This is a genomic window from Solirhodobacter sp., assembly GCF_964715405.1.
The window spans coordinates 1-24,217 of the sequence record NZ_CBAICG010000007.1 but is presented as its reverse complement, the minus strand read 5'-3'; the positions used below and the strand labels follow the sequence as shown (position 1 = coordinate 24,217).

The window sequence follows — 24,217 nt, the reverse complement described above, 5'->3', positions numbered from 1 at the left end:
ATGGGCGGGTCAAAGGCGGATGCCATCCAGAACCCAGATCGTCGCAGGGTAGGCCCAGGGCAGCGTCAGCCCCTGCTGCATGAGGTAGCAGCCCGACAGGGTCAAGGCGGCGGTCTTCAGCGCAGGGGCACCCCGGCTGCGGGGCGAGGCGTCCTCGGGATTGGTCAGGGTCACGCGGTAGGTCGCGTCGGGGTCGAGGCCGGTCAAGCGCAGCGGGCGCGGCAGGATCTGGGCCGAGGTGGCGTGGACGCCGACGAACAGGGTGAAGCGCGCGCCATCGCGGGCAAGCTGCATCTCGGCGGTGACGGCCGGATCGGCGGCGTCGAGGCGCAGGATGTCGGCGGCCATACGCCAACTGCGGCCCGCCTTCCACCAAGCGGTGACCGACTGGAGGGTGGTTTGCTCGGCGGGCGTCAGTTCGCGCAGGTCCATCTCGAATCCCATGTGGCGTTGGGCGGCGACGCGGGCGCGGAACGACATCGGCAGGTCGCGCCCCGAGGTGTGGCAATGGCGCGGGCCGACGTGGCTGCCGGTCACTTCAGGCGGCAGGAACAGGGCCGCGTCATGCTGGATGCGCAGCCGCTCCAGCGCGTCGTTGCTGTCGGACAACCAGACCCGGTGGGTGCGCGCCAGGATCCCTGCGTCGATGCGCCCGCCACCCGAGGCGCAGCTTTCGACCTCCACCCCCGGATGGGCGGTGCGCAGGCGGTCGAGCAGATCGTAGACGCCGCGCGTCTGGGCCGCATCCACCACCGGCAGCAGGCGGTTGTGGTCCCATTTCAGATACTCGATCGGGTATTCCGTCAAAAGGGCCGACAGGCGGTGGAACAGATACTCGCGCACCTCGGCCCGGCCCATGTCCAGCACCATCTGGTGGCGTCCCAGCACCTGATCGGCGGGGCCGAGCGCCCAATCGGGGTGGGCGCGATAGAGGTCGCTGTCGGGGTTGACCATCTCCGGCTCGACCCAGAGGCCGAAGGTCATCCCCAGTTTGCGGACATGGGCGATCAGCGGGTGCAGGCCATCAGGCCATTTGCGGCGATCCACCGTCCAGTCGCCAAGGCTGGTGGTGTCGTCGTCACGCCTGCCGAACCAGCCGTCATCCAGCACGAACCGCTCGGCGCCCAGGGCGGCGGCGCGGTCGGCGATGGCGGCGAGGTCGGCGAGCTTGTGGTCGAAGTAGACCGCTTCCCAGCAGTTGTAGTGCACCGGGCGGGGGCGGTTGGGATCGGGAAAGCGGACAAGTGACCGGATCAGCCGCTGATTTGCCACTGCGGTGCCGTTCAGGCCCCGGTCGCTGTAGGCGGCGTAAAGCGGCGCGGTCTCGAAGCGGCGTGCAGGGAGCGTTTCCGCGCCGGTGGCATGGCCGAACTGCACCTGACGGCGGCCGTCTGGCAGCTCTTCGGCCACCATCCGGTGCCCGCCGGACCAGGCGTAATGCAGCGCGTGGGCCTCGCCGCCCGTGTTGGTCGCGCCGAGGCCGGGCAGGATCAGATAGGGCGGGTGTTCGTGACCGGAACGGCCGGTGCGCGCCTCGCGCAGACGGGCGCCGGGCGACCACGGGGTGCGGTTCAACTGGAACTCGCCGATCCAGCGGCCAGACACGTCGATCATCTCGTGCGCCAGTTGCGGCGCGGGCAGAACCGGGGCGGCGAGCCAGTGCAGGCGCAGGGGGCGGTCGGCCTCCAGCACACTGTGCAGCCGGAAGGTGCCGGTGGCATCATCCGCGACGATCTCGTGGATCAGCGCAAGACCATCGGCGCGCGAGGTCAGGCGCAGGGTGCCGGGCGTTTCGCTGGCCCCGGCAAAGGTGAAGCGTGGCAGCAGCGGCGTGCCGTCCGCCTCGGCGACCACAAGACCGGGCTGACCGGGGAAATCGCGCGCGGCCTCGGGGCAGAGCGTCAGGGCCGGGTTGGCGTCGATCATGCCGCCGGTCAGGTCGGCACGGGTCGCCGCCACCAGTTGGTCCAGGTCTTCGCCCGCAGGCAACCGGGCGCCCCAGTAAAGCGCGGCCGGAATGCCGCCATCGCTCGCCAGCACAAGGGTTTGCGGCCCGGCATCAAGCCGCCAGGCAGGTGTCATTTCACCGCCCCAAACGTCAGGCCCGCGATGAAGTGGCGCTGCATCGCGAAGAACATCAGGACCGGCGGCATCGCTGCGACGATGGAGCCTGCCGAAACGAGTTGCCATTGCGCAACCCACTGGCCGTTCAGCGAGTAGAGGCCTGCGGTGACCGGCTGGGTCGACGATCCGGTGGTCAGCACCGTGGCCCAGAAGTAATCGTTCCAGATGAAGGTGAAGACCAGCACGCTGAGCGCCGCGATGGCGGGCCGCATCAGGGGCAGCACCACGTACCAGAAGATCTGCACCTCGCTGACGCCCTCGACCCGCGCGGCCTCGATCAGTTCGTTCGGCAGCGCCTTGATGAAGTTGCGCATGAACAGGGTGCAGAACCCGGTCTGGAACGCGATGTGGAACAGCGCGAGGCCGGTGGTGGTGTTGTAAAGCCCCATGTGCAGCGTCAGGTCACGCACCGGCACCATCAGGATCTGGAACGGCACGAAGTTGCCCGCGACGAAGATGAAGAAGATCAGCAGGTTGAAGCGGAACGGGTAGATCGCCAGAGCGAAGCCGGTCATGCACGACAGCGCTACCGCGCCGATCACCGTCGGGATCGTCACCTTGAAGCTGTTCAGGATGTAATGCGCGATCGGCGAGTTGCGGAAGACGTCGGCGTAGTTCGAGAAGGCAAGGTGGCTCGGCCAGCCGAAATAGTTGCCTTGGGCAAGGTCCGACGCGGGTTTCAGCGAGGTCATCGCCACGCCGAGCAACGGCAGCAGCCACAGCACCAGCGCCACCGGCAGCGCCACCTTGTAGGCGATGCGGACGGCGGGCGAGACTTGTTCGATCGGTCTGGGAAACATGGCCTAACGCTCCGTCTCGTCGCGGTACATCTTCCAGATGAAGCCGGAGATGAAGATCATCATGATGGCGAACAGCACCACGGCGATGGCCGCGCCATAGCCCATGCGGTAGCCGTATTCGCTCAGCGCCTCTTCGTACATGTAGTAGGACAGCACGCGGGTGTTCCCGTAGGGCCCGCCCTGCGTCATGATCGAGACAAGGTCGAACGAGCGCAGCGCGCCGATCACCGTCACCACCACGGCGATGAAGGTCGCGGGTCGAAGCTGCGGCAGGATCACATACCACAGCATCCGCCAGCCCTTGGCGCCATCCAGCCGCGCCGCCTCGACCTGATCGGGGGCGACGTTGTTCAGGCCGGTCAGATACAGGATCATGCAATAGGCGATCTGCGGCCAGAGGCCCGCCGCGATGATGCCGTAGGTGGCATACCGCTCATCCGCCAGAAGGGCGATGCCCGCCGGGTCGAAAAGCTGGGTCAGCTTGAAGAACAGCCCGAAGCCGGGGGCGTAGAACCACGAAAAGATCAGGCCCACCACCACCTGGCTGATGACGAAAGGAAAGAAGAACAGCGACTTGTAGATGCGGATGCCGCGGGTGTTCTGGTTCAGGAAGATCGCGATGAACAGGCCGGCCGGAACGGACAGCATGTAAAGCACCAGCCAGATCACGTTGTTCTTCAGCGAGACGACAAAGGCCGGGTCGGACCACAGTTCCGCATAGTTGCCCAGGCCGATCCACTTCTTGGCGCCCATCCCGTCCCAGTCGTAGAACGAGATCGACATCGACCGGAAGATCGGGATGACGACATAGATCGTGAACATCAGCGCGCCGGGGGCGACGAACAGCAGCGGCGCAAGCGCGCGCTGGTTCCGCCGCCAATAGCCACTGCGGCGGGCGGTTGGTGCGGACATGGCAGTCTCCTTCCCCGACAGAGGGGGCGAAAGAGCCCCCACCCGAGGAACGGGAGGGGGCGATGTCAGATCAGGATGTTCAGTAGATCCGCTTGCGGGCCGTTTCCAGCCGCGCCAGGATCGCGTCGATCCGGTCGGGGTGCGCCATGAACTCCTGGAAACCTTCCATGCCGATCTTCGCCATCTCGGCCGGTGCGTCGCGGTCGAAGAACTGCGCCAGGCCATCGGCGGTCGACAGCATGGTGAACCCGGCCTGCAGGAACGGATCGTCGCCGACCTTGGCCTGGTTGTTCACCGGCAGCTGACCCAGAGCGTCGTTCATCTTGGTCTGGGTGTCCGCTTGCGCCAGGAAGGCGAGGAAGCGCTTGGCATCCACCACGTTCTTGGCTTTCGCCGGGATGTGGATGGTGTCGGTCGGCGCATCTTCGGCGCGGCCGACGCCGGCGGTGATTTCCGGGAACGGGAAGAAGCCCAGCGTGTCGTTGGTCATCCCCGCGGCCTTCAACGGCGCGACGGCGAAGTTGCCCATCAGATAGGTCGCGGCCTTGCCCTGCACGAGGTTCGGGAGCGCGTCCTGCCAGTCGATCGCCGAGGAGTTGGCGGTGACGTAGCCCGGCGTGATCAGCTTGGCCCACTGGGTGAAGACGTCCTTCACCTTCGGGTCGGTCCAGGCGATCTTGCCGTTGGTCAGGTCCATGTGGAACTGATAGCCGTTGGTGCGCAGGTCCATGTAGTCGAACCAGCCGCCCGCCGGCCACGAGGCCTTGGTGCCCGTGGTGGTGCAATCCACGCCGCCCGCCTTGAACTTGGCGCAGTCGGCGATGAAGTCATCCCAGGTCTTGGGGACGTCGATACCGAACTTCTTGAAGACGTCCTTGTTGTAGTAAATTCCCCACTGGTAGTAGGTGTAGGGCACGCCCCACTGCTTGCCGTCGATGGTCATCGAGGGCAGCGCGGATTTCAGCGTGTCCTTCAGCCCGTTCTTGTCCCACACGTCCGAGACGTCGAGGAACTGCCCCGAGGTGACAAACGGGGCCATCCGGTTGCCGGCGTACCAGTTGGCAAGGTCGGGCGCGTCGGCGGTCATGAAGTTGCGGATCGCGGTCTTGTAACCCTCGTGGTCGAACACGTTCCAGGTGACGTGAACGTCCGGGTTTGCCTTCTGGAAGTCGTCGATCAGCGCCTGAAACGCGGCCTTCGGCGCCGGATCCGACGTGTCGGTGTCGAGGACAAGCTCGCCCGCATGCGCGGCCATGCCAGTTAGTGCGGCAACCGCGAACGCAAGGGCTGCGCTGCGTGAGTATTGGACCATGGTTTCCTCCCTAGTGGTTCCAGTATGTGAAACTTAGTTTTGATTATTGAAAATATTGCCCGGCATCCGCTATGATGTCAACAGTCTTGGCGGTGGCCCCGGCGGCAACCGGCAAGAGGGAGGGGAACATGGACAGCGCGCAGCCCACCGGGGGCGCACCCGACGGAACAGTCGGCAAAGCCTTGGATATATTGGATATGGTGGCCCTCCACGGTCGCCCGGTGCGGTTTACCGAACTGCTGGCCGAGGGGCGATTCCCCAAGGCCACGCTCTACCGGCTGCTTCAGACGCTGACGAATCAGGGCATGCTGGCCTACGATCCGGAACGGCAAAGCTATGCGCCCGGGATGCGGCTGGTGCGGCTGGCGCATTCCGCCTGGCGGCAAAGTTCCCTGGCGCCGGTCGCACGGCCCTATCTCGATGAACTGGCGGCAGACGTCGGCGAGACGGTCCATCTGGCCCAGCTTGACACCGGGCAGGTGCTTTACGTCGACAAGCGCAATGCGCGCCAGCCCGTCGAGATGTTCAGCCAGGCCGGCAAGGTCGGCCCCGCCTATTGCACTGGTGTCGGCAAGGCGATGCTCGCGTTTCTGGACGAGGCCGACCTGACGCGCGCCCTCACCCGGCAATCGTTTCACCGTTTCACCCAGCACACGCTGGCAAGCCCGGCGGAACTGATGACCGAACTGACGGCGATCCGCGCGCGCGGCTACGCCTTCGACCGCGAGGAACACGAGCCCGGCATCATCTGCGTGGCGGTGCCGATCCTGACACGGGGCGACCGGGTGCTGGGCGCGCTGTCGGTGACCTCGACCACGGAACGCACGTCGCTGACGTCGCTGGAGGCACTGGTTCCGAAGATCAGGGAGACGGCGGCACGGATCGCCGCCGAGGCGGAAAGCTGGCGCTTTCCGGAACAGGACACCAAGGGAGGTCGCATATGTCGGGCGTGAAACTGGGAGCGGTCATCAAGAAATACGGGCAAAGCCAGGTGATTCATGGTGTTGACCTGGAGGTTGCCGATGGCGAGTTCTGCGTCTTCGTCGGGCCGTCGGGCTGCGGCAAGTCCACGCTGCTGCGGATGATCGCCGGGCTGGAAGAGACCACCGCGGGCCGGATCGAGATCGGAACCCGCGACGTGACGCGGGTGGACCCGGCCGAACGCGGCATCGCGATGGTGTTCCAGACCTACGCGCTTTACCCGCACATGACGGTCGAAGAGAACATGGGCTTCGGGCTCAAGATGAACGGTGTCGCCCGGTCCGACATTGCCGCCAAGGTCGGCGAGGCGAGCCGCATCCTCAAGCTGGACGATTACCTCAAGCGCAAGCCCAAGGCGCTGTCGGGCGGGCAACGCCAGCGCGTTGCGATCGGGCGCGCCATCGTGCGCGGGCCGGACGTGTTCCTGTTCGACGAGCCGCTGTCGAACCTTGACGCCGAACTGCGGGTCGAGATGCGCGTGGAAATCGCCCGCCTGCACAAGGAGCTTGGCGCGACGATGATCTACGTCACCCACGATCAGGTCGAGGCGATGACGCTGGCCGACAAGATCGTGGTGTTGCGCGCGGGCCGGATCGAGCAGGTTGGCGCCCCGCTGGACCTCTACAAGAACCCCGACAACCGGTTCGTCGCGGGCTTCATCGGCTCGCCCGCGATGAACTTTCTGGCCGGGACGGTGGAAAACGGCCAGATCCGGGTGCCGGGCCTCGGCAATGCGCTGCTGTCGCCCGCGGTCACGCTGCCCGCCAATGGCACCAGGGTGATCGTCGGCCTGCGCCCGCAGCACCTGATCCTCGATCACGCGGGGACCACCCACCGGGTCGAGATGACCGAGGCCCTGGGCGGCGTTTCCTACATCTACATGACAAGCGACTCGGGCGAGCGGATGACCGTCGAGGCGCGCGACGACATCAAGATGATGCCCGGCACGCGGGCGGGGGTGAGCTTTCCGATCGAGGCGGCCCTCGTCTTCGAGGCCAGCACCGAAAAGCGCATCCGTTAGGGCGCGTCAGCCGCGCAGACGGTCGCCCTTTGCGTCGAACAGGAAGCGCCGCGCGGGGTCCGGGGTCAGGAAGACCTCCTCGGCCACGGTGAATTCATGTTCACCGAACAGTCGCACGGTCAACAGGCCATGCACCTCGGTGTGGATGTAGACGTTGGTCTCGCCGCCCAGATGCTCGACATGGCTGATGGTGCCGGGGATTTCACCGCCCGCGCGGTTGATGGCCAGATGTTCGGGGCGGATGCCCAGCGTCTCGGCGCCAAGGCCCAGCGCGCCTGCCTTGAGAAAGTTCATCTGCGGCGAACCGATGAAGCCCGCGACAAAGGTGTTGTCGGGGTCGTTGTAAAGCTCCATCGGGCGCCCCACCTGCGCCACCTTGCCCGCGTTCAACACCACGATGCGGTCGGCCAGCGTCATCGCCTCGACCTGATCGTGGGTGACGTAGATCATCGTGGCGGTCAGTTCCCGGTGCAGGCGCGCAATCTCGATGCGGGTATGCACGCGCAGGGCGGCATCGAGGTTGGACAACGGCTCGTCGAACAGGAAAAGCTTGGGCGTGCGCACGATGGCCCGCCCGATCGCCACGCGCTGACGCTGCCCCCCCGAAAGCTCGGACGGACGGCGCGCCAGCAGCGGGTCGAGCGACAGCATCGCCGAGGCGCGCGCGACGCTTTGGCGGACCACGTCGGCACTGGCGCCCGACTGTTTCAGGCCGAGACCCATGTTGTCGCGCACGGTCAGATGCGGGTAAAGCGCGTAGCTTTGAAACACCATCGCGATCTCGCGCTTCGAGGGCGGCGTCAGGTTGACCTTGGCCCCATCGATCAGAATCTCGCCCGAGGTGGCATCCTCCAGCCCCGCGATGATGCGCAGCAGGGTCGATTTCCCGCAGCCGGAGGGGCCGACGAAGACGCAGAACTCGCCGTCCTTCACCTCCAGATCGACGCCCTTGATCACCTCGACCGTCCCGAAGGACTTGGTGACGGCGGAGAGTTTCAGATTTCCCATGCGGGCGTCCTTACAGCTTGACGGGCCGACCGCTGCGCACGCTTTCATCCGCCGCAAGGCAGATCGCAAGCGAGCGGACGGCGTCCGACAGGTGGCGGTTCAGGTCGATGTTCTCGGTGATGGCGCGCGCGACAAAGGCCGCCTCGCGATCGCAAAGCTGCTGGTGACCGGGCTCGTCGGCCATCGAGATATCGCGGTCCGCTTCGCCGACGCGGTGCAGCCGCAGGGTCGAGGTCTTGGTGTGGGTGTTGATGTCGTCCGATTTCGCGCTGTCGGGCATCCGGATCGACACGGCGCCCCTCGGGCTGACCACGTCTTTCACGAAAAACGCGGTGTCCGACATCATCGGCCCCCACCCCGCCTCGTACCAGCCGAGCGAGCCGTCGTCGAACAGCACCTGAAAATGGCCGTAGTTGTACATGTCCGGCGCGATCTCGTCGGACAGGCGCAGGCCCATGCCGCGCACCTCGACCGGCTGCGCATCGGTGATCTGAAGCATCACATCGACGTAATGCACCCCGCAATCGACGATGGGCGGCGTCGTCCGCATCAGCGCCTTGTGAACCTCCCATGTCGGGCCCTTCGACTGCTGGTTCAGGTTCATCCGGAACACATAGGGGCCGCCCAGCCCGCGCGCCTCGGCGATCAGGCGCTGCCAACTGGGGTGGTGGCGCAGGATGTAGCCCACCACCACCTTGCGCCCGGTTTCCGCCGCCTTCGCCGCCACCCGTTCGGCATCGGCGACACTGGTCGCCAGCGGCTTTTCGACAAACACATGCGCGCCCGCCGCCATCGCCGCCACGGCAAGGTCGGCATGGCTGTCGGAGTAGGTTGCGATCGAAACAAGATCGGGCTTCAACCGCGCCAGCGCCGCGTGGAAATCCGGCTCCACCACATAGCCCGCCAGCGCCGGATCAAGGTGCGGCGCGGATCGGTTGACCAGCCCGACGATCTCGAACGCAGGGTCGTTGTGATAGGCCAGCGCATGGCTGCGGCCCATGTTGCCCAGACCTGCGACAAGGGTGCGGATCGTCATTTCACGGCTCCTGCGGTGATCCCGCGGATCAGTTGGCGCGAGAAGATCAGATAGAGGATCAGCACCGGCAGGATCGCCAGCGACAGCGAAGCCAGCACCGCGTTCCAGTTGGTGACGAACTGCCCAATGAACACCTGGCTGCCCAAGGTCAGCGTCTTGGTCGCCTCGGATGGCGCGAGGATCAGCGGAAACCACAGATCGTTCCAGATCGGGATCATGCTGAACACCGCCACCGTCGCCATTGCCGGGCGCACCAGCGGCAGCACCAGCCGGAAGAAGATCCGATACTCCGACAGCCCGTCGATCCGTCCGGCGTTCTTCAGATCGTCCGAGACGGTCTTCATGAACTCCGACAGGATGAACACCGCCAGCGGCAAGCCCTGCGCGGTATAGACAAGGATCAGCGCCAGCAGCGTGTTCACCAGCCCGCCCGCCACCATCATCTGCAGGATCGCCACGGTGCCCAGCCGGATCGGGATCATGATGCCCAGCGCGAGGTAAAGCCCCATCAGCATGTTGCCGCGAAACCGGTACTCCGACAGCGCGAAGGCGGCCATCGCGCCGAAGAGCAGCACGAAGGCCAGCGAGCTGACCGTCACGATCATGCTGTTCTCGAAGTAGCGCAGGAAATCGCCCTGCTGAAGCACGGTGGTAAAGCCGATCAGATCGAAACTGTCGGGCCCCGGCAGCGCCAGCGGATGGGCAAAGATCGCCCGGCGGGATTTCACCGAGTTGATCAGGATCACGAAAACCGGGAAGAGGGCGATCAGCGTATAGGTGATCAGCACCGCATGGGCGGCGATGGTGCGCGTCAGTGAGGATCGTGCCTGGGCCATGATGTCCCCTCAGAACTGATAGCGACGCAGGCGCGTCTGGATGCCGAACAGATAGAGACACACTCCGACCAGGATGATGCCGAACATCGCGGTGGCGATGGTGGCCCCCATGTTCGGATCGCCCAGTTGCAGCTGGAAGCCGAAGAAGGTGCGGTAAAGAAAGGTGCCCAGCAGGTCGGTCGAGTAATTCGGCCCGGCCAGCGCGCCCTGCGTCACGTAGATCAGGTCGAAGGCGTTGAAGTTGCCGACGAAGGTCAGGATCGAGATGATGCCGATCGAGGGCAGGATCAGCGGCAGCTTGATCTTCCAGAACTGGCTCATGCCGGTGATGCCGTCCATTTCGGCGGCCTCGATCACCTCGTCGGGAATGGTCAGCAGGGCGGCATAGATCAGCATCATCGGGATGCCGATGAACTGCCAGACCGAGATCAGCGCCATCGCCGTCAAGGCGTAATGCGCATCCCCGAGCCAGGGCGCGAACAGGGATTTCAGCCCCACCGCCGCCAGCATGTCGGGCGCGATGCCCCAGAGCGGCGACAGGATCAGCTTCCACACGAAGCCCACGATGACGAAGCTCAGAATGGTGGGGATGAAGATCGCGGTCCGGTAGAACGCGGCCATCCGCAGCCGGGGCGAAGAGAGCAGCGCGGCCAACCCGACACCGATCGGGTTCTGCACCGCCATGTTGACGACGAAGAACCAGAAGTTGTTGCCCAGCGCGTTCCAGAACTGCCCCGACCAGTTCGGATCGCTTGACAGTGTGCGGAAGTTGTCGAAGCCGACGAAGTGGGTGACCCGATCGACCGTGGTGAAGAGCGACAGGCCCAGCGTGCCGAACAGCGGCACGATCATGATCGCGGTATAGACGATCACGGCCGGCGCGAGGAACACCGCGATGTGCCAGCGAACAGGCTTCCGGTCGGCCATCGCTCTCCCTTTCTTCTTGGCGAAAATACTCTCGGGGGGTGCCCGGCCCCTTGGGCCGGGCTTCGGGGGGCAGACAGCCCCCCGCATCCGCCGGGCCGATCAGGCCCGGCAAGCTGCCGCTTACTGCTGCGGCTTGTACCAGCTCGCCAAGCCTTTCTGCAGATCGGCCGCCGCGGCTTCCGGCGTCTGGGTGCCGTTGATCACGTTGGCGGCAGCGGCCCAGGTCGCGTTCTCAAGGTTCGGCGTGCCGCGCGACAGGATCTGGTAGGTCGAACGGATCGTCGACTTGCAGCCTGACCGCCAGCTGACGAACTCCTGCGCCAGCGGGTTGTCGAGCTTGGTCGCCGCGTTCTGGAGCGAGAAGAAGCCCGGCAGCGCATTGGCATAAAGCTGGGCGAAGTCGGGCGAGCCGACCCAGGCCAGGAACTGCTTGGCCGCTTCCGGGTTCTTCGCCGCAGCGTTCAGGCCAAGCGCGTGGTCAGCCTGATCCGAGATGTAGCAGGGATCGCCCGCCGCAGCGACCGGCGGCGGGAAGGCCCCCATCTTGAACTGCGCCTGCGCGGTGAAGCCCGAGATTTCCCACGACCCGGCCGGATAGATCGCGGCGCGGCCCAGCGTGAACAGGTTCTGGCTGTCCGGGTAGGTCTGCGCCTGGAAGCCGTCGCCCATGTAGGGGCCCCACTTCGCCAGTTCGGTGAACGGCGCGACCCAGGCCGCATCGGTCAGCTTCTGCTTGCCCGCGATCAGCGCCAGACGACCATCCTCGCCCTTCCAGTAGTTCGGGCCGATGTTCTGGTAGCCCATCGTGGCGGCTTCCCACTGGTCATGCGTGCCCATCGCCAGCGGGATCGACGTGCCGTCCTTCTTGATCTTGTCAAGATCGGCATAGAACTCGGCCATCGTCTTTGGTGGCGTGATGCCCAGCTTGTCGAACGTGTCCTTGTTGTAGATGAAGCCGTGAATCACGCTGGCCATCGGCACGCAGAACGTCTGCTTGCCGTCGTCGGTCTGCCATGCGGCCTTCGCCACATCCGAGAAGTTCGCCATTTCCGGCATCGCGCTGAGGTCGGCCAGCTTGCCCTTCTGGAACAGCGCCAGCGAGGCGTCGAACGGGCGGCAGGTGATCAGATCGCCCGCCGAACCGGCGTCGAGCTTGGAGTTCAGCGCGGCGTTGTATTCGGTCGGCGCCGAGGCGGCGAACACGACCTTGATGTCGGGGTGTGCCTTCTCGAAGGCGGGGATGATGGTCTTTTGCCAGACCGTCAGGTCGTCGTTGCGCCAGCTTTCGATCGTCAGCGTGCTCTCGGCCATCGCGGCGGTGCCTGCCAGCAGCGTGCTGGCCAGCAGGATGGTGGTGAACCGGGTCTTCTTCATCGGTCGTCTCCCTGGTTGCGGCCCTGTCTCGGGCCTGTGGTCTTTGGGTGGGGTCTTTGGGTCGTTGTCGTCTCGGCAAGCCTTGCCAGCGCGGGGCCAAGATGGCCGCCGCTGTCGGCAAGCAGGGTTTTCGCGCCCTCCGCGCTCGCCCCTGCGGCGATCAGAATCGCGGGTTTCACCGCGCCGTCAGTGGTGGAAAGGGCCGCCCCGGCCTGCGCGTCGTCGCATCCCGCAAGGGTGGCGACGATGCGGGCGGCGCGCGCACGCAGCTTGGCGTTCTCGGGCATCAGGTTGACCATGTAGCCTTCATGGACATGGCCCAGCCCGATCCCGACCAGCGTCGAGATCATGTTCAGCGCGATCTTCTGCGCGGTGGCCGCCCCCAGCCGGGTCGAGCCCGCCACCATCTCCGGCCCGCTGTCGATCAGCACGGCCACATCGGCCAGCGCCAGCAGTGGGGAACCGGCCGCGTTGGCGATGCCGATCACACGCCCGCCCGTCGCCTTTACGCCGCGCGCCACCGCCAGCGTGTAGGGTGTGGCCCCCGAGGCCGAGACGCAGATCGCCACGTCGGCGGCGGTCGGCGCCAGCGCGGCCACATCGGCCAGCGCCTGCGCAGCGTCATCCTCGACCTCGCCGGTCATGTGCAGCAGCGCGGCGGTGCCGCCCGCGAACAGGATCGGGGTCCGCGCGGGTGGCACCCCGAACGTGCCCGCCAGTTCCAGCCCGTCGGCCAGCGCCATCAGCCCCGCGCTTCCGGCCCCGACGTAAGCCACGCGCCCGGTTCCCGAGAGGGCGGCGCGCGCCAGATCGGCGGCGGCGGAAAGGGCGGCCAGCGCCGGGCGCAGAGCGGCGACCGCATCGCTTTGGGCGCCCAGCAGACGCGACAGAACCTCGGACGCCGGAAGCGCCTGTAGCCCTGCCGCAAGTCCATGCCGTTCTTCTGTCCGTCGCCCGGTCATCCGAATCCCCTCTACCGGATTTATAATGCCAAATGAATACCAATTGTCCACGAAAATCTTTCATCTATCAGAAATATCGCAATTCTCAGGTAACGCTTGCCAATTGGTATCTTTTTGGTATTTTTGCCTTGAGGAGAGGCGCCATGCTCTATTTTCTGGGAATCGACGGCGGCGGCACCGGATGCCGGGCGGCGGTTTGCGATGCCGCGGGCCGCATTCTGGGCAGCGGGAGCGCCGGGCCTTCCAATGTGATGAGCGACCCGGAGGGCGCACGGGCGAACATTCTGGCGGCGGCGGAGCAGGCTGCGCAGGCCGCCGGCGTGCGGGTGCAGGATCTGCGCGCGGTGCTGGGGCTGGCCGGGGCGAACACTTCTGATCGCAACACTCCCCTACCCTTTGCGACGACGCGGGTGGTAAGCGACGCGGAAATCGCGTTGAACGGCGCGTTTGCCGGGCAGGACGGGATCGCCGCGACGGTCGGCACCGGCTCGGTCTTCGCCTGCCAAAGCGGCGGGGCGGTGCGGGTGGTCGGCGGCTGGGGGCTGGTGCTGGGCGACGAGGCCAGCGGGGCCTGGATGGGCCGCGACCTGCTGTCGCAAGCGCTACGCGCGGCGGACGGGCTGGTGCCGCAATCCCCGCTGCTGGCCGGGGTGACGACCGAGATGGGCGGGCCCGAGGCGATCGTGCGCTTTGCCAAGGCGGCGCGGCCGGTCGATTTCGGCCGCTTCGCGCCCCGGATCGTCGCTGCGCCCGATGATCCGGCCGCCGCCGCGATCCTGACCGACGCCGACCGCTGGGTGCGCCGCTACATCGACCATTTGCAGATCGGGTCGCTGCCGATCTGCTTTCTGGGCGGCCTCGGCGCGGTCTTCGCCGCACGGCTGGCGCCGCTTTATCCGGGCCTGATCCGCCCCGCGGCGGGAAGCGCCCTCGACGGCGCGCTGCGCATGGCGCGGGAGGCGGCGTGATGGTCAAGCTCTTTGCCCCCGAAGCGTTCAGCGATGGCAGCGCCGGGCCGCTTTATCTGCAACTGAGCCGCCGCATCGACGCCGCCATCGAGGCGGGCGAGCTGAAGCCCGGCGACAACCTGCCGCCGGAACGCGAGATGGCCACGCTGACCGGCCTCAGCCGCGTGACCGTGCGCAAGGCGGTGCAGGCGCTCGTCGAGGCCGGCAAGCTGGTGCAGCGGCAGGGTTCGGGCACCTTCGTTGCGCCCCGGGTCGAGCGGCTGGAGCAGGCGCTGTCACTGCTGACCAGCTTTTCCGAGGATATGGCGCGGCGCGGCCGCGTCTCGCGCTCGGTCTGGCTGCACCGCGCGGTTCATGCCCCGGCCCCGGAGGAAATGATGGTGCTGGGCCTGACGGCAAAGGACCGCGTCGCCCGGCTGGAACGAGTCCGGCTGGCCGACGAGGTGCCGCTGGCGATCGAGCGTGCGGCGCTGTCGACCGCGATCCTGCCCGAGCCGGAGACGGTGGACGCCTCGCTTTACGCCGCACTGGCGAAGCGCGGGTTTCACCCGGTGCGCGCGGTGCAGCGCATTTCCGCCGCCAATCTGAATGCGCGCGACGCGAGCCTTCTGGAGGTGCCGGTGGGTGCGGCGGGCCTGCGGATCGAGCGGATCAGTTACCTGCCCTCGGGCCGCGTGGTGGAATTCACCCGCTCGCTTTATCGCGGCGATGCCTATGATTTCGCGGCGGAGCTCAGGATATCGAACGAAAAGGAAGGCCCGGACGAATGACCGCAAAGACATTCATGCGCCTTGAAGTGGAAGAGATCCCCGAGGCCGCGCGCCGGCTCCTGACCGGCACCGCGCCAGCGATCGCGGCGGCAGCGGCAGAGATGCGCGCCCTTGACCCGGCGCTGATGGTGACGGTGGCGCGCGGCTCCTCGGATCACGCGGCGACCTACCTGAAGTATCTGGTGGAACTGACGGCGGGGGTGCCGGTCGCCTCGGTCGGGCCCTCGGTCGCCTCGATCTACGGGCGGCAGTTGCGGCTGTCCGGCGCGGTCTGTCTTGGCATCTCGCAATCCGGCCGCAGCCCGGACATCGTCGAGATGATGCGCAGCGCCGGGGGAGGCGGCGCTCTGACGTTGGCGGTAACGAACCATCCCGATTCGCCGATGGCGGCGGTCTCGGCACATACGCTGGCGATGCACGCGGGCGAGGAACGCAGCGTGGCGGCCACCAAGACCTTTGTCGCCTCGGTGCTGGCGGGCCTCGCGCTGGTGGCGGAGTGGCAGCAGGACGACGCCCTGCGCGCGGCGGTGGCAGGGCTGCCGGAAGCCTTTGCCGCAGCCCTCGCCTGCGACTGGTCGCCGCTCGCGGACCGGCTGGCCCGGGCGCAGTCGCTCTATGTCCTCGGCCGCGGGCCGGGTTTTGCCATCGCCAACGAAATGGCGCTGAAATGCAAGGAAACCAGCGGGCTGCACGCCGAATCCTATAGCGCCGCCGAGGTGCTGCACGGTCCTGCCGCCATCGTTCAGGCGCAGTTTCCGGTGCTGGCGCTGGGCGTCGCCGATGCCGCGCTGCCGCAAGTGATCGCCACGGCCGAGCGGTTGGCGGGGCAAGGCGCCGACGTCTTCCTGACCGCACCGGGCGCGGGCGCGGGCGCGGGGGTCACGGAACTGCCCTCGCTCAGCGGGCTGCATCCGCTGGTGGCTCCCTTGGTGCTGATCGTCACCTTCTATGGCTTCATCGAGGCTCTGGCACGACGGCGCGGCCTGAACCCCGACACCCCCCCGCATCTGCGCAAAGTGACGGAAACGGTATGACCGCGATCAGCTACACGGGCGCCGCGATCTTCGACGGCACGCAGATGATCGAGGGCGCGGCGCTGATCGTCGAGGCCGGGCGCGTCGTCGCCATCCGGCCCGAGGTGCAGGCCGAGGGGCGGATCGAACGGCTGGACGGCGGCATCCTCGCGCCCGGGCTGATCGACCTGCAGGTGAATGGCGGCGGCGGGCAGATGCTGGGGCGCGAGACCGCCTCGATCGAGGGGATCGCCGCGATCTGCGCCGCGCATCTGCCGCTGGGAGTCACCGGACTGCTGCCGACGCTGATCACCGACACGCGCGACACGACGGCGGCGGTCATCGCGGCGGGGATCGCGGCGGCCAAGGCCGGGGTGCCCGGCTTTCTGGGTCTGCATCTGGAGGGCCCGCACCTCGACCCGCGCCGCAAGGGCGCGCATGATCCGGCCCTGATCCGCCCGATGGACGAGGCGGATTGCGTTGCCCTCTGCGCCGCGGCCGCGCACCTGCCCGCGCTGATGGTGACGCTCGCCCCCGAGAACGCAACGCCCGCGCAGATCGCCCGGCTTGCGGCGGCGGGGGTCGTGGTCAGCCTCGGGCATAGCGACACCGGCATGGTGCCGGCCCGCGCGGCCTTCGCGGCCGGCGCGCGCTGCGCCACGCATCTGTTCAACGCGATGAGCCCGCTGGGTCACCGTGAGCCGGGCCTGGTCGGCACCGTGCTCGACACGCCGCAGGTTTTCGCCGGGATCATCGCCGACGGCATCCACGTCGCGCCCGAGGTGCTGCGGATCGCGATGGCCGCCAAGCGCGGCACCGACCGGCTGTTTCTGGTCACCGACGCAATGGCGCCCGCAGGCACCACGATGCAGGAATTCACCCTCGGCGGCCGCCGCATCCTGCGCCGCGATGGGCGGCTGACGCTGGACGATGGCACGCTGGCGGGGGCCGATTGCGATCTGCCGCACTGCCTGCGGGTGATGGTGGCCAAGGTCGGCGTGCCCGTTGCCGCGGCGCTGCAAATGGCCACCTCGATCCCCGCCGACTGCATCCGGCTGTCTGCGCAAGTGGGCCATCTCGCGCCGGGACGGGCGGCGGATATCGTGCATTTCGACGATGCCCTGCACCTGAAACGGGTCTGGCGCGCGGGGCAAGCTGGTCAGACGTGAGACCTCGCCGCGCGGCCCGCCTGCCCACCGACCTTGCCCGAGCCGGTTTCGCTTTGCAGGGTGCCGGTAAAGAAAAAGCGGCTAGCGATCATCCGACCGCTAGCCGCTTGAATTCTTTGGTGCCGCTGAAGAGATTCGAACTCCCGACCCCATCATTACGAATGACGTGCTCTACCAGCTGAGCTACAGCGGCCTGGTGGCGCGGCTGATAGCATCATCGCGCCGGGGTGTGTAGTCCTAATTTGCGGGTTGCGCGGCGGGGTTTTCCTCCACCACCTCGGCATCCTCGACAGGGGTCGCGGGCGCGGGTGTGCCGACGATCAGCGGCAGCATTTCCACGCCAGTGGCGGAATGGCCGACCGGTTGCGACGGCTCGCGCCAGCTGAGCGTGTCGAACCCGCCGCAATGGTCGCAGACCGGCGTCCAGTCGCCGTGCACGGTGTTGCAAGTGTCACAGACCCATTGCGGCCCGCGCGACGCGGTCAGCGCCCGCGTCAGCCAGCCGCGCACCACGGCGTCGTCCGACCCTTCGCCGCGCTCGATGGCGGCCATCAGCGCCAGCGCGCGGGCGGTCGGGTGGGTTTGCGGCAACTCGCCCAGCGCACGGCGCGCGGCGGCGAAATCCTTGGCAGAGATGTTCAACTCGGCCAGCAGCAGGTGGGTTTCCTCGTCGCCCGGGCGGATGTCGGTGAGAAAGCGGAACCGTTTCAGCCGCTCGGCCGGGGTCTCGTCCGGCGCGATCTCGGCGAAGGCGGCGGCAAGGTCGGGGTGCGGCATCGCCTCCCAGGCCTTGCGGAGCACGCGCGTGGCGTGGCGCGGGTTGCCCTGCGCGATGTAGCTCCGCGCGGCCATCGCGGCGGCGGGAATCAGGTCGGGCGATTGCCGGTTGGCGGCGATGGCCGCCTCGCGCGCCTCGATCGAACTGCCGTCGTCGAGGATGCCCTTCGCCTCTTGCAGCGCCAGCACGGCATCGCGGCGACGGTGCACATCGCGCGGCAGACCGCCCGATTGCCGCTTGGCGCCGAGCGTGGCGCGCGCGCCTTTCCAATCGCCCGCGCCCGCCTGCAATTGGAGCAGGATATCCTGCATCTCTTCATGGCGCGGCTTGAGGGCGAAGGCCTTTTCCGCCAGCTTCAGGGCGGTGTCCGTGTCGCCATCGGCCAGTTTCTGCTTGAGGATGCCGCGCACGCCGACAAACCGCGTGCGCGTGTCCGACAGAAGGCGCTTGTAGATTTCGGTGGCCCGCTGGGTGTCGCCCGCCAATTCGGCGGCCTGCGCTGCCAGCAGGTTGGTCAGGTGCGGGCGGCGCAGAAAACGTTCGGCGCGGCTCGCCTTGCTCAGCGCCAGCTTGGCCTCGCCCGAGGCCAGCGCCACCATGCCCTCGGCCAGCGCGTCGAACCCCTTGCGCTCGCGGTTACGGTCGAAATAGCGCGACAGCGCGGTCTCGTCGCCATTCAGGAAGCGGATCATGGCCACCAGCAACCCGATGATGCGCAGCGCCAGCCAGACCAGAACCAGCAGCGCCACCGCGGCGATGGCGGCCTGCACCGGGCCCAACGTCACTTCCCAGCCCTGCACGGCGATACGGATGTCGCCACCCGACTGCATCAGGTAGCTTGCGGCCAGCGTCAGGCCCACCACGACGGCGACGAAGATCAATATCTTGGCCAAGGACCAGATCATCGCTTTCCCCCTACTTGCCGCCAAGGCTCTGTGCCACGGCATCCACCGCGGCCAGTGCCGAAACCCGCGTATTCGCGTCTGTCATCCAGGCTGCCAGCGCCGCGCGCCCCGCCTCCGGCAGGGCAGCAAGTTCACTTAGCGCGTCTGTCAGCTTGCCTGCGTTCACATCGGCCTCGGCGCGCGACAGGACCGCGTCGGGGTCGGTGCCGGGTCGGGCGGTCAGCGACCGAAGGCCGGTTTGCGCGCGCAGGAAGGCCCCGATGCGGTCGGTCAGTCCTGGTCCCATCGTCGCCTTGATCGAGGCGGCCAGAGCCGCCCGCGAGGCCGCGGGGAAGGCCTCGCGCAGGTCCGTCAGCGTCGGCACGCCGGTCGTTGCCACCGCGCCCAGCGAGTCGGGCACTTTCGCGCCCTGCGCCGTCAGATCGGCCAGCGCGGGCGCGAAGCCGCCGCCAAACTCAAGTGCCGTTTCCACCCGCGTCAGTGCGGCCCGGGCCAGCGCGGTTTTCGCCGTCGCGTCGGCCTCGGCCTTCAGCGCGGCGGCCTGCTTTTCGGCGGCGTCGATCCGGGCGTTCGCCTTGTCGGCCACATCGGCGATCTGGGCCGCGAGCGTTTCGTTCTGCTTGCGCTGGTCTTCCAACTGGCCCCGCAGCGAGTCGAGCACGGCGGCATCGGCATTGCCCCCCACCACCCCGGCCGCCAACGCTTGTTTGTCGATAGCCGAGACACGGGCATCAAGGGCGGCGAGCGCCTGCTTCAGCGCATCGTTCCGGGCCGTCAGGTCATCGCGCAGCGCCGCGATCTGGGTGGCGGCGTCCTTCGCGATGGTGTCGATTCTGGCTGAAACCGCGTCTGATGCGTCCGCCTTTGCCTGCAATGCCGCCACCGTCGGGGCAAGCGTGGTCACGTCGCCCTTCACGGCCGCAAGTTCCGAAGAGACCGCGTCGACCCGCTGGGCGATCGCCTCCGGCGTCGGGCCGGGCGGCGCAAAGGGCCAACCGGGATGGGTGACATATTCCGCCGCCGCGAACCCGATACCGGCGGCAATCATGCCGCCAAGCAGCGCGGGCACAAAGCCGCCGCGCCGACGCGGGCGAACCGGGGCGGGTTCAGGCTTCCGGTCCGGCACTGCTTCCGGCACGGGCTCGACAGCGGGTTCGGCGGCACTTTCCGCCGCGACAAGCTCGGCGTCTTGCACCAGAGCCTCTGCCGCTTCGTCCTCGGCGGGGGCCGCCTTGGGGTCGGGGTCGACCTGCGCCGTGTCGGGATCGGCCATCGGCAATGCTCCTGGGGTTGCGGGTGGTCCGGGCCACCCGGCCTGTGGCCTGAACCTTAGACCGTGATCCGCCCCACCTTCAAGGGAATGAGCCTGCGGCAAGTCGGTCGGCGAGGGCATCCAGCATGGCGTCGGCGTCCGGCCGCGCAGCGATGGCAATCGCCATGTCGGGCCAATCGCCCAGCGGTTCGGCCGCTGCGGGGCTGATCGCCACCAGATCGAGCGGCGCGCGCGGCGCTCCCGCCGCCGCACGGAACAACCGGGCACTGCGTGGCGAGAACAGCGGCACCATGACGCGCGCCGGACCCCCCAGCGCCGCCAGCGCCGAATCGCTCAGCGGCTGCGGCTCCTGCCGGTAGGTGGCCAGGCTGCGCAACGCGGTCCCCGCCGCGGCGAGCAGGGCGCCGAAGTCGGCCTGCACATGCTCGCCGTGCAGATGCAAAAGCGGGCCGCGCACCTGCTGCGCCACCAGCAGCCGCGCCAGCGCGACCGCGTCGCCTTGCGCCGACCGGGCCGGAAACCCGGCCGCCAAGGCCGCAGCGGTGGTCCGGTCGCCGACGCACCAGGCCGGAAGGTCGCGCCGTGGGGTGCGGGCGGCGGCGGCGCGCACCCCATTCTCGGAGGTGAAGACAAGGCCGCGGATGTCGTCGAGCGGCAGCGGCCCGGTATCCTCGACGATCTGCATCAGCGGCGCGATCAGGGGGCGAACCCGGTCGCCGAACCGCGCCACGGCGGCGGCCGCAAAGCGGCGCGAGGCCGCCTCGGGGCGCGTGATCAGCAGGATCGGGGCGGGATCGGGCATCGGTGGCCTGGCGGGATTGTGCGGTGGATGGTCCGGTGTTACCTGCGAAGAACCCTTCCGGCAACCGGGCCTTCCATGCGCGACACGCTGACCGTCCTTGGCCTTGAAAGCAGTTGCGACGACACCGCAGCCGCCGTCGTGCGCCACACACCGGGCACGGCACCGGAGATTCTTGCCTCGGTCGTCGCGGGTCAGACCGCGCTGCACGCGCCGTTCGGCGGCGTCGTGCCGGAACTGGCGGCCCGCGCCCATGCCGAGAAGCTCGACCTTTGCGTGGAAGAGGCGCTGGCCCTTGCCGGGGTGCGCCTGTCCGATCTGGATGCCGTCGCGGTGACGGCCGGGCCGGGGCTGATCGGCGGCGTGCTGTCGGGCGTGATGTGCGCCAAGGGGCTGGCGGCGGGGGCCGGGCTGGCGCTGATCGGGGTCAACCACCTTGCGGGCCATGCGCTGACGCCGCGGCTGACCGATGCGCTGGCGTTTCCCTACCTGATGCTGCTGGTCTCGGGCGGGCATTGCCAGTTCCTGATCGCAAGCGGAATCGACGACTTCACCCGCCTTGGCGGCACGATCGACGATGCGCCGGGCGAGGCCTTCGACAAGACCGCGAAGCTCCTGGGCCTGCCGCAGCCGGGTGGGCCTGCGGTAGAGGCAGAGGCGATGGCGGGCGACCCGAGGCGCTTTGCCCTGCCCCGGCCACTGCTGGACCGGCCGGGGTGCGACATGTCCTTTTCCGGGCTGAAGACGGCCCTTCTGCGCGCCCGTGACACACGGATCGCGGCGCAGGGCGGGATCACCCGGCAGGACAGGGCGGATTTGTGCGCAGGGTTTCAGGTGGCGGTGGCCGATGTGCTGGCCGAGAAGTCGCGCCGCGCGATTGCAGCGTATCAGGCCCTGTTGCCGCCGGAACCGGCTTTTGCCGTGGCAGGCGGCGTTGCCGCGAACCGCCTTATCCGTGCTGCGCTGGAGGGGGTGGCGACCGGGGCCGGGCTGCGCTTTGTCGCGCCACCGCTGCGGCTTTGCACCGACAACGCCGCGATGATCGCCTGGGCCGGAATCGAGCGGTTCCGCGCGGGCCAGGCCGATGACATGACGCTGGGCGCCCGGCCGCGCTGGCCGCTGGATCGCACCAGCCCGGCGATCCTCGGCTTTGGCAAGAAGGGGGCGAAGGCGTGAAGCGGCTGATCGTCGCCGGGGCGGGGGCTTTCGGCACGGCGCTGGCCGTGGCGCTGGCGCGCCACGGGGCCGAGGTGGTGCTTTGGGCGCGCGACGATGAATTGGCCCGCCATATTGCGGCGTCAGGCACCAACGTGCGGTATCTTCCTGGTGTGGCGCTGCCCGAAACGGTCTTTGTCACGGCCGAAATCGCCGATCTGGGTGGCAATGGCCCGGTGCTTCTTGCCGTGCCGATGCAGGCACTCGCCGGCTTTCTCGATACGACCGCGCCGCTGCTTGACGGCCGCGCGCTGATCGCCTGCTGCAAGGGCATCGACCTTGCCCGCCACGAAGGCGCCTCTGCCCTGATCGCGCGGGCCTGCCCGGCGGCGACCCCGGCTTTGCTGACCGGTCCCAGCTTTGCCGCCGACATCGCCCGCGGCCTGCCCACCGCGCTGACGCTGGCCTGCGCGGATGCCGGCATCGGCGAGCAGCTGCAACGCGACCTCTCCACCCGAACGCTGCGGCTCTATCGCACCACTGATGTGATCGGCGCCGAACTGGGCGGCGCCCTGAAGAACGTGATCGCCATCGCGGCGGGCATCGTGATCGGGGCAGGCCTGGGCGATTCCGCCCGCGCCGCCCTGATGACGCGCGGCTATGCCGAGATGCTGCGGCTGGCCCTGCCGCTGGGGGCACGGGCCGAAACGCTGGCCGGCCTGTCGGGTCTGGGCGATCTGGTGCTCACCTGCACCTCGCCCCAGTCGCGCAACTTCCGCTTTGGTCAGGCGCTTGGGCGGGGTGAACCCTTCGATGTGACGGTGACGGTCGAAGGTGTCGCCACCTCGCGCGCCGTGTCTGCCTTGGCCAGTGCCCATGCCCTCGACCTGCCGATCACCCGCATGGTTGCTGCGGTGGTCGATGGCGCGATCACCATTGCGGCCGCCATCGAGGCGCTGATGTCCCGCCCTTTGAAACAGGAGTAACCGATGCCCTTCGCAATCATCTGCCGCGACAAGCCCGACGCGCTGCAAATCCGGCTCGACACGCGGGCCGCGCACCTGGCCTACATCGCCGAAACCGGCGTGGTGGCGCAGGCCGGCCCGTTCCTCGACTCGGCGGGAAAGATGTGCGGTTCGCTGCTGATCCTGAACGTCGACAGCCTTGCCGCCGCGCAGGACTGGGCGGCAGGCGACCCCTATGCCAAGGCCGGGCTTTTCGCCGAAGCGACGGTGCAGGAGTGGAAGAAGGTGATCGGCTGATGCCCTACTGGCTGTTCAAATCCGAGCCCGATACCTGGAGCTGGCAGGATCAGGTTGCCAAGGGAGCCGCGGGCGAGGAATGGCACGGTGTGCGCAACTATCAGGCGCGCAACAACATGCGGGCGATGCGGATCGGGGATCGGGGGTTCTTTTACCACTCGAACCAGGGGCGCGAGATCGTCGGCATTGTCGAGGTTTGCGCCGCCTGCCACCCCGACAGCACGACCGACGACTCGCGCTGGGAATGCGTCGATCTGCGCGCGGTGGCGGCGCTGGCGAAACCGGTCAGCCTCGACACCTGCAAGGCCGACCGGCGGCTGGCGCAGATGGTGCTGGTGAACAACTCGCGATTGTCGGTGCAGCCGATCAGCGATGCGGAATGGGCGCTGATCTGCGCGCTTGGCGGGCAAGAATCAGCGTAAATTGGAAATGGAGGGCCCCGACCCCGACGGGACCCTCCATCCACCCCACGTGCTCCCTCAGCACCACACGTGTTCTTGGAAAAGGTCCCGGCCTACTGGCCTGTGATTTGACACTACGCCAACCCGCGCGGCGCGGCAAATCCGCAATGCTGACAGTTTCGCGCAAATTGTTCGGGCCTGCGGCCCGCCCCGACAGGGGGCGGGTGCAAGTGCCAGCCTCAGCGGTAGACGGCTTCCTTGCCGAAATGTTTGGTCAGCATGTAGGGCACCTCGAAAAATTGCGCCTGATCTGACGGCGGTGTAGATATTGGGTCAGCATTGGACGGAGGCCGGTTGTCATGGCGCAGATGGGTTTCTTTGATCTTTCAGATCGTTACGCGAGCCTGGATGCGAAGAAGGACCCGCTGGTC

Annotated in this window: 23 protein-coding genes and 1 tRNA gene; 10 read left to right on the top strand and 14 right to left on the bottom strand. The window is 67.7% G+C overall.

Annotation, left to right across the window (positions count from 1 at the left end; all coding sequences use genetic code 11):
* Positions 1-9: 9 nt before the first annotated feature.
* The 4 genes from AC11WY_RS04460 to AC11WY_RS04445 all read right to left on the bottom strand — a co-directional run bounded on the left by AC11WY_RS04460 (position 10) and on the right by AC11WY_RS04445 (position 5,148).
* Entirely contained in the window at positions 10-2,082 is a 2,073-nt protein-coding gene (locus tag AC11WY_RS04460; RefSeq protein WP_482922963.1) for an alpha-galactosidase, read from the bottom strand.
* Positions 2,079-2,924 carry a carbohydrate ABC transporter permease gene (locus AC11WY_RS04455; RefSeq protein ID WP_482922961.1) on the bottom strand — a complete coding sequence of 282 codons (846 nt, stop codon included), beginning with the start codon at positions 2,922-2,924 and terminating at the stop codon, positions 2,079-2,081. The genes AC11WY_RS04460 and AC11WY_RS04455 overlap by 4 nt, the downstream gene beginning before the upstream one ends.
* A gap of 3 nt (positions 2,925-2,927) precedes the next feature.
* Entirely contained in the window at positions 2,928-3,836 is a 909-nt protein-coding gene (locus tag AC11WY_RS04450; protein ID WP_482922959.1) for a carbohydrate ABC transporter permease, read from the bottom strand.
* Positions 3,837-3,915: 79 nt separating this feature from the next.
* Positions 3,916-5,148, bottom strand: a complete 1,233-nt coding sequence (locus tag AC11WY_RS04445; protein ID WP_482922957.1) for an ABC transporter substrate-binding protein — start codon at positions 5,146-5,148, stop codon at positions 3,916-3,918.
* A gap of 128 nt (positions 5,149-5,276) precedes the next feature.
* Between AC11WY_RS04445 and AC11WY_RS04440 the strand changes: the two genes are divergently transcribed.
* Positions 5,277-6,101, top strand: coding sequence for an IclR family transcriptional regulator (locus AC11WY_RS04440; RefSeq protein ID WP_482922955.1), 825 nt, complete (start codon positions 5,277-5,279; stop codon positions 6,099-6,101).
* Positions 6,089-7,150 carry an ABC transporter ATP-binding protein gene (locus AC11WY_RS04435; protein ID WP_482922953.1) on the top strand — a complete coding sequence of 354 codons (1,062 nt, stop codon included), beginning with the start codon at positions 6,089-6,091 and terminating at the stop codon, positions 7,148-7,150. Before AC11WY_RS04440 ends, AC11WY_RS04435 begins: the two co-directional genes overlap by 13 nt.
* A 6-nt stretch (positions 7,151-7,156) precedes the next feature.
* On the opposite strand, the gene AC11WY_RS04430 is transcribed toward AC11WY_RS04435, so the two are convergent.
* The 6 genes from AC11WY_RS04430 to AC11WY_RS04405 all read right to left on the bottom strand — a co-directional run bounded on the left by AC11WY_RS04430 (position 7,157) and on the right by AC11WY_RS04405 (position 13,293).
* Positions 7,157-8,158, bottom strand: a complete 1,002-nt coding sequence (locus tag AC11WY_RS04430; protein ID WP_482922951.1) for an ABC transporter ATP-binding protein — start codon at positions 8,156-8,158, stop codon at positions 7,157-7,159.
* A 10-nt stretch (positions 8,159-8,168) separates the two neighbouring features.
* Positions 8,169-9,194: a Gfo/Idh/MocA family protein gene (locus AC11WY_RS04425; protein ID WP_482922949.1), complete on the bottom strand. Its 1,026-nt coding sequence runs from the start codon at positions 9,192-9,194 to the stop codon at positions 8,169-8,171.
* The gene (locus AC11WY_RS04420) at positions 9,191-10,030 is read right to left on the bottom strand and encodes a carbohydrate ABC transporter permease (protein ID WP_482922947.1); all 840 of its coding nucleotides are present in this window, start codon (positions 10,028-10,030) and stop codon (positions 9,191-9,193) included. Before AC11WY_RS04420 ends, AC11WY_RS04425 begins: the two co-directional genes overlap by 4 nt.
* Before the next feature lie 9 nt (positions 10,031-10,039).
* Positions 10,040-10,957, bottom strand: a complete 918-nt coding sequence (locus AC11WY_RS04415; protein WP_482922945.1) for a carbohydrate ABC transporter permease — start codon at positions 10,955-10,957, stop codon at positions 10,040-10,042.
* Positions 10,958-11,077: 120 nt separating this feature from the next.
* The gene (locus AC11WY_RS04410) at positions 11,078-12,331 is read right to left on the bottom strand and encodes an ABC transporter substrate-binding protein (protein WP_482922943.1); all 1,254 of its coding nucleotides are present in this window, start codon (positions 12,329-12,331) and stop codon (positions 11,078-11,080) included.
* A complete protein-coding gene (locus AC11WY_RS04405) occupies positions 12,328-13,293 on the bottom strand; it encodes an N-acetylmuramic acid 6-phosphate etherase (protein WP_482922941.1) in 966 nt (321 codons plus the stop codon). The genes AC11WY_RS04410 and AC11WY_RS04405 overlap by 4 nt, the downstream gene beginning before the upstream one ends.
* A gap of 143 nt (positions 13,294-13,436) precedes the next feature.
* On the opposite strand from AC11WY_RS04405, the gene AC11WY_RS04400 reads away from it, so the two are divergent.
* The 4 genes from AC11WY_RS04400 to nagA are packed head-to-tail and all read left to right on the top strand — an operon-like array spanning position 13,437 to position 17,213.
* The gene (locus tag AC11WY_RS04400) at positions 13,437-14,261 is read left to right on the top strand and encodes a glucosamine kinase nucleotide-binding domain-containing protein (protein ID WP_482922939.1); all 825 of its coding nucleotides are present in this window, start codon (positions 13,437-13,439) and stop codon (positions 14,259-14,261) included.
* Entirely contained in the window at positions 14,261-15,031 is a 771-nt protein-coding gene (locus tag AC11WY_RS04395) for a GntR family transcriptional regulator (protein ID WP_482922937.1), read from the top strand. The genes AC11WY_RS04400 and AC11WY_RS04395 overlap by 1 nt, the downstream gene beginning before the upstream one ends.
* Positions 15,028-16,065 (top strand): SIS domain-containing protein, encoded by a 1,038-nt coding sequence (locus tag AC11WY_RS04390; protein WP_482922935.1) that lies wholly within the window; start codon positions 15,028-15,030, stop codon positions 16,063-16,065. The genes AC11WY_RS04395 and AC11WY_RS04390 overlap by 4 nt, the downstream gene beginning before the upstream one ends.
* Positions 16,062-17,213: an N-acetylglucosamine-6-phosphate deacetylase gene (gene nagA / locus AC11WY_RS04385; RefSeq protein WP_482922933.1), complete on the top strand. Its 1,152-nt coding sequence runs from the start codon at positions 16,062-16,064 to the stop codon at positions 17,211-17,213. The genes AC11WY_RS04390 and nagA overlap by 4 nt, the downstream gene beginning before the upstream one ends.
* A gap of 117 nt (positions 17,214-17,330) precedes the next feature.
* Here nagA and AC11WY_RS04380 read toward each other — a convergent pair.
* The 4 genes from AC11WY_RS04380 to AC11WY_RS04365 form a co-directional block, all read right to left on the bottom strand.
* Positions 17,331-17,406 (bottom strand) — tRNA-Thr (locus tag AC11WY_RS04380).
* Between the two features lie 44 nt (positions 17,407-17,450).
* Positions 17,451-18,896, bottom strand: coding sequence for a heme biosynthesis HemY N-terminal domain-containing protein (locus AC11WY_RS04375; RefSeq protein WP_482922931.1), 1,446 nt, complete (start codon positions 18,894-18,896; stop codon positions 17,451-17,453).
* A 10-nt stretch (positions 18,897-18,906) separates the two neighbouring features.
* The gene (locus AC11WY_RS04370) at positions 18,907-20,169 is read right to left on the bottom strand and encodes a COG4223 family protein (RefSeq protein ID WP_482922929.1); all 1,263 of its coding nucleotides are present in this window, start codon (positions 20,167-20,169) and stop codon (positions 18,907-18,909) included.
* Between the two features lie 79 nt (positions 20,170-20,248).
* The gene (locus AC11WY_RS04365; protein WP_482922927.1) at positions 20,249-20,971 is read right to left on the bottom strand and encodes a uroporphyrinogen-III synthase; all 723 of its coding nucleotides are present in this window, start codon (positions 20,969-20,971) and stop codon (positions 20,249-20,251) included.
* A 75-nt stretch (positions 20,972-21,046) separates the two neighbouring features.
* Here AC11WY_RS04365 and tsaD point away from each other — a divergent pair, with 75 nt between their 5' ends.
* Genes tsaD through AC11WY_RS04345 form a run of 4 tightly spaced genes read left to right on the top strand, consistent with a single transcriptional unit; the run spans position 21,047 to position 23,807 of the window.
* Entirely contained in the window at positions 21,047-22,144 is a 1,098-nt protein-coding gene (tsaD, locus tag AC11WY_RS04360; RefSeq protein ID WP_482922925.1) for a tRNA (adenosine(37)-N6)-threonylcarbamoyltransferase complex transferase subunit TsaD, read from the top strand.
* Between the two features lie 5 nt (positions 22,145-22,149).
* Positions 22,150-23,109 (top strand): NAD(P)H-dependent glycerol-3-phosphate dehydrogenase, encoded by a 960-nt coding sequence (locus tag AC11WY_RS04355; protein ID WP_482923148.1) that lies wholly within the window; start codon positions 22,150-22,152, stop codon positions 23,107-23,109.
* A gap of 3 nt (positions 23,110-23,112) precedes the next feature.
* Positions 23,113-23,385, top strand: a complete 273-nt coding sequence (locus AC11WY_RS04350; RefSeq protein ID WP_482922923.1) for a YciI family protein — start codon at positions 23,113-23,115, stop codon at positions 23,383-23,385.
* Complete coding sequence (locus tag AC11WY_RS04345; RefSeq protein ID WP_482922921.1) at positions 23,385-23,807, top strand: EVE domain-containing protein; 423 nt, start codon at positions 23,385-23,387, stop codon at positions 23,805-23,807. The genes AC11WY_RS04350 and AC11WY_RS04345 overlap by 1 nt, the downstream gene beginning before the upstream one ends.
* Positions 23,808-24,217: the final 410 nt, after the last annotated feature.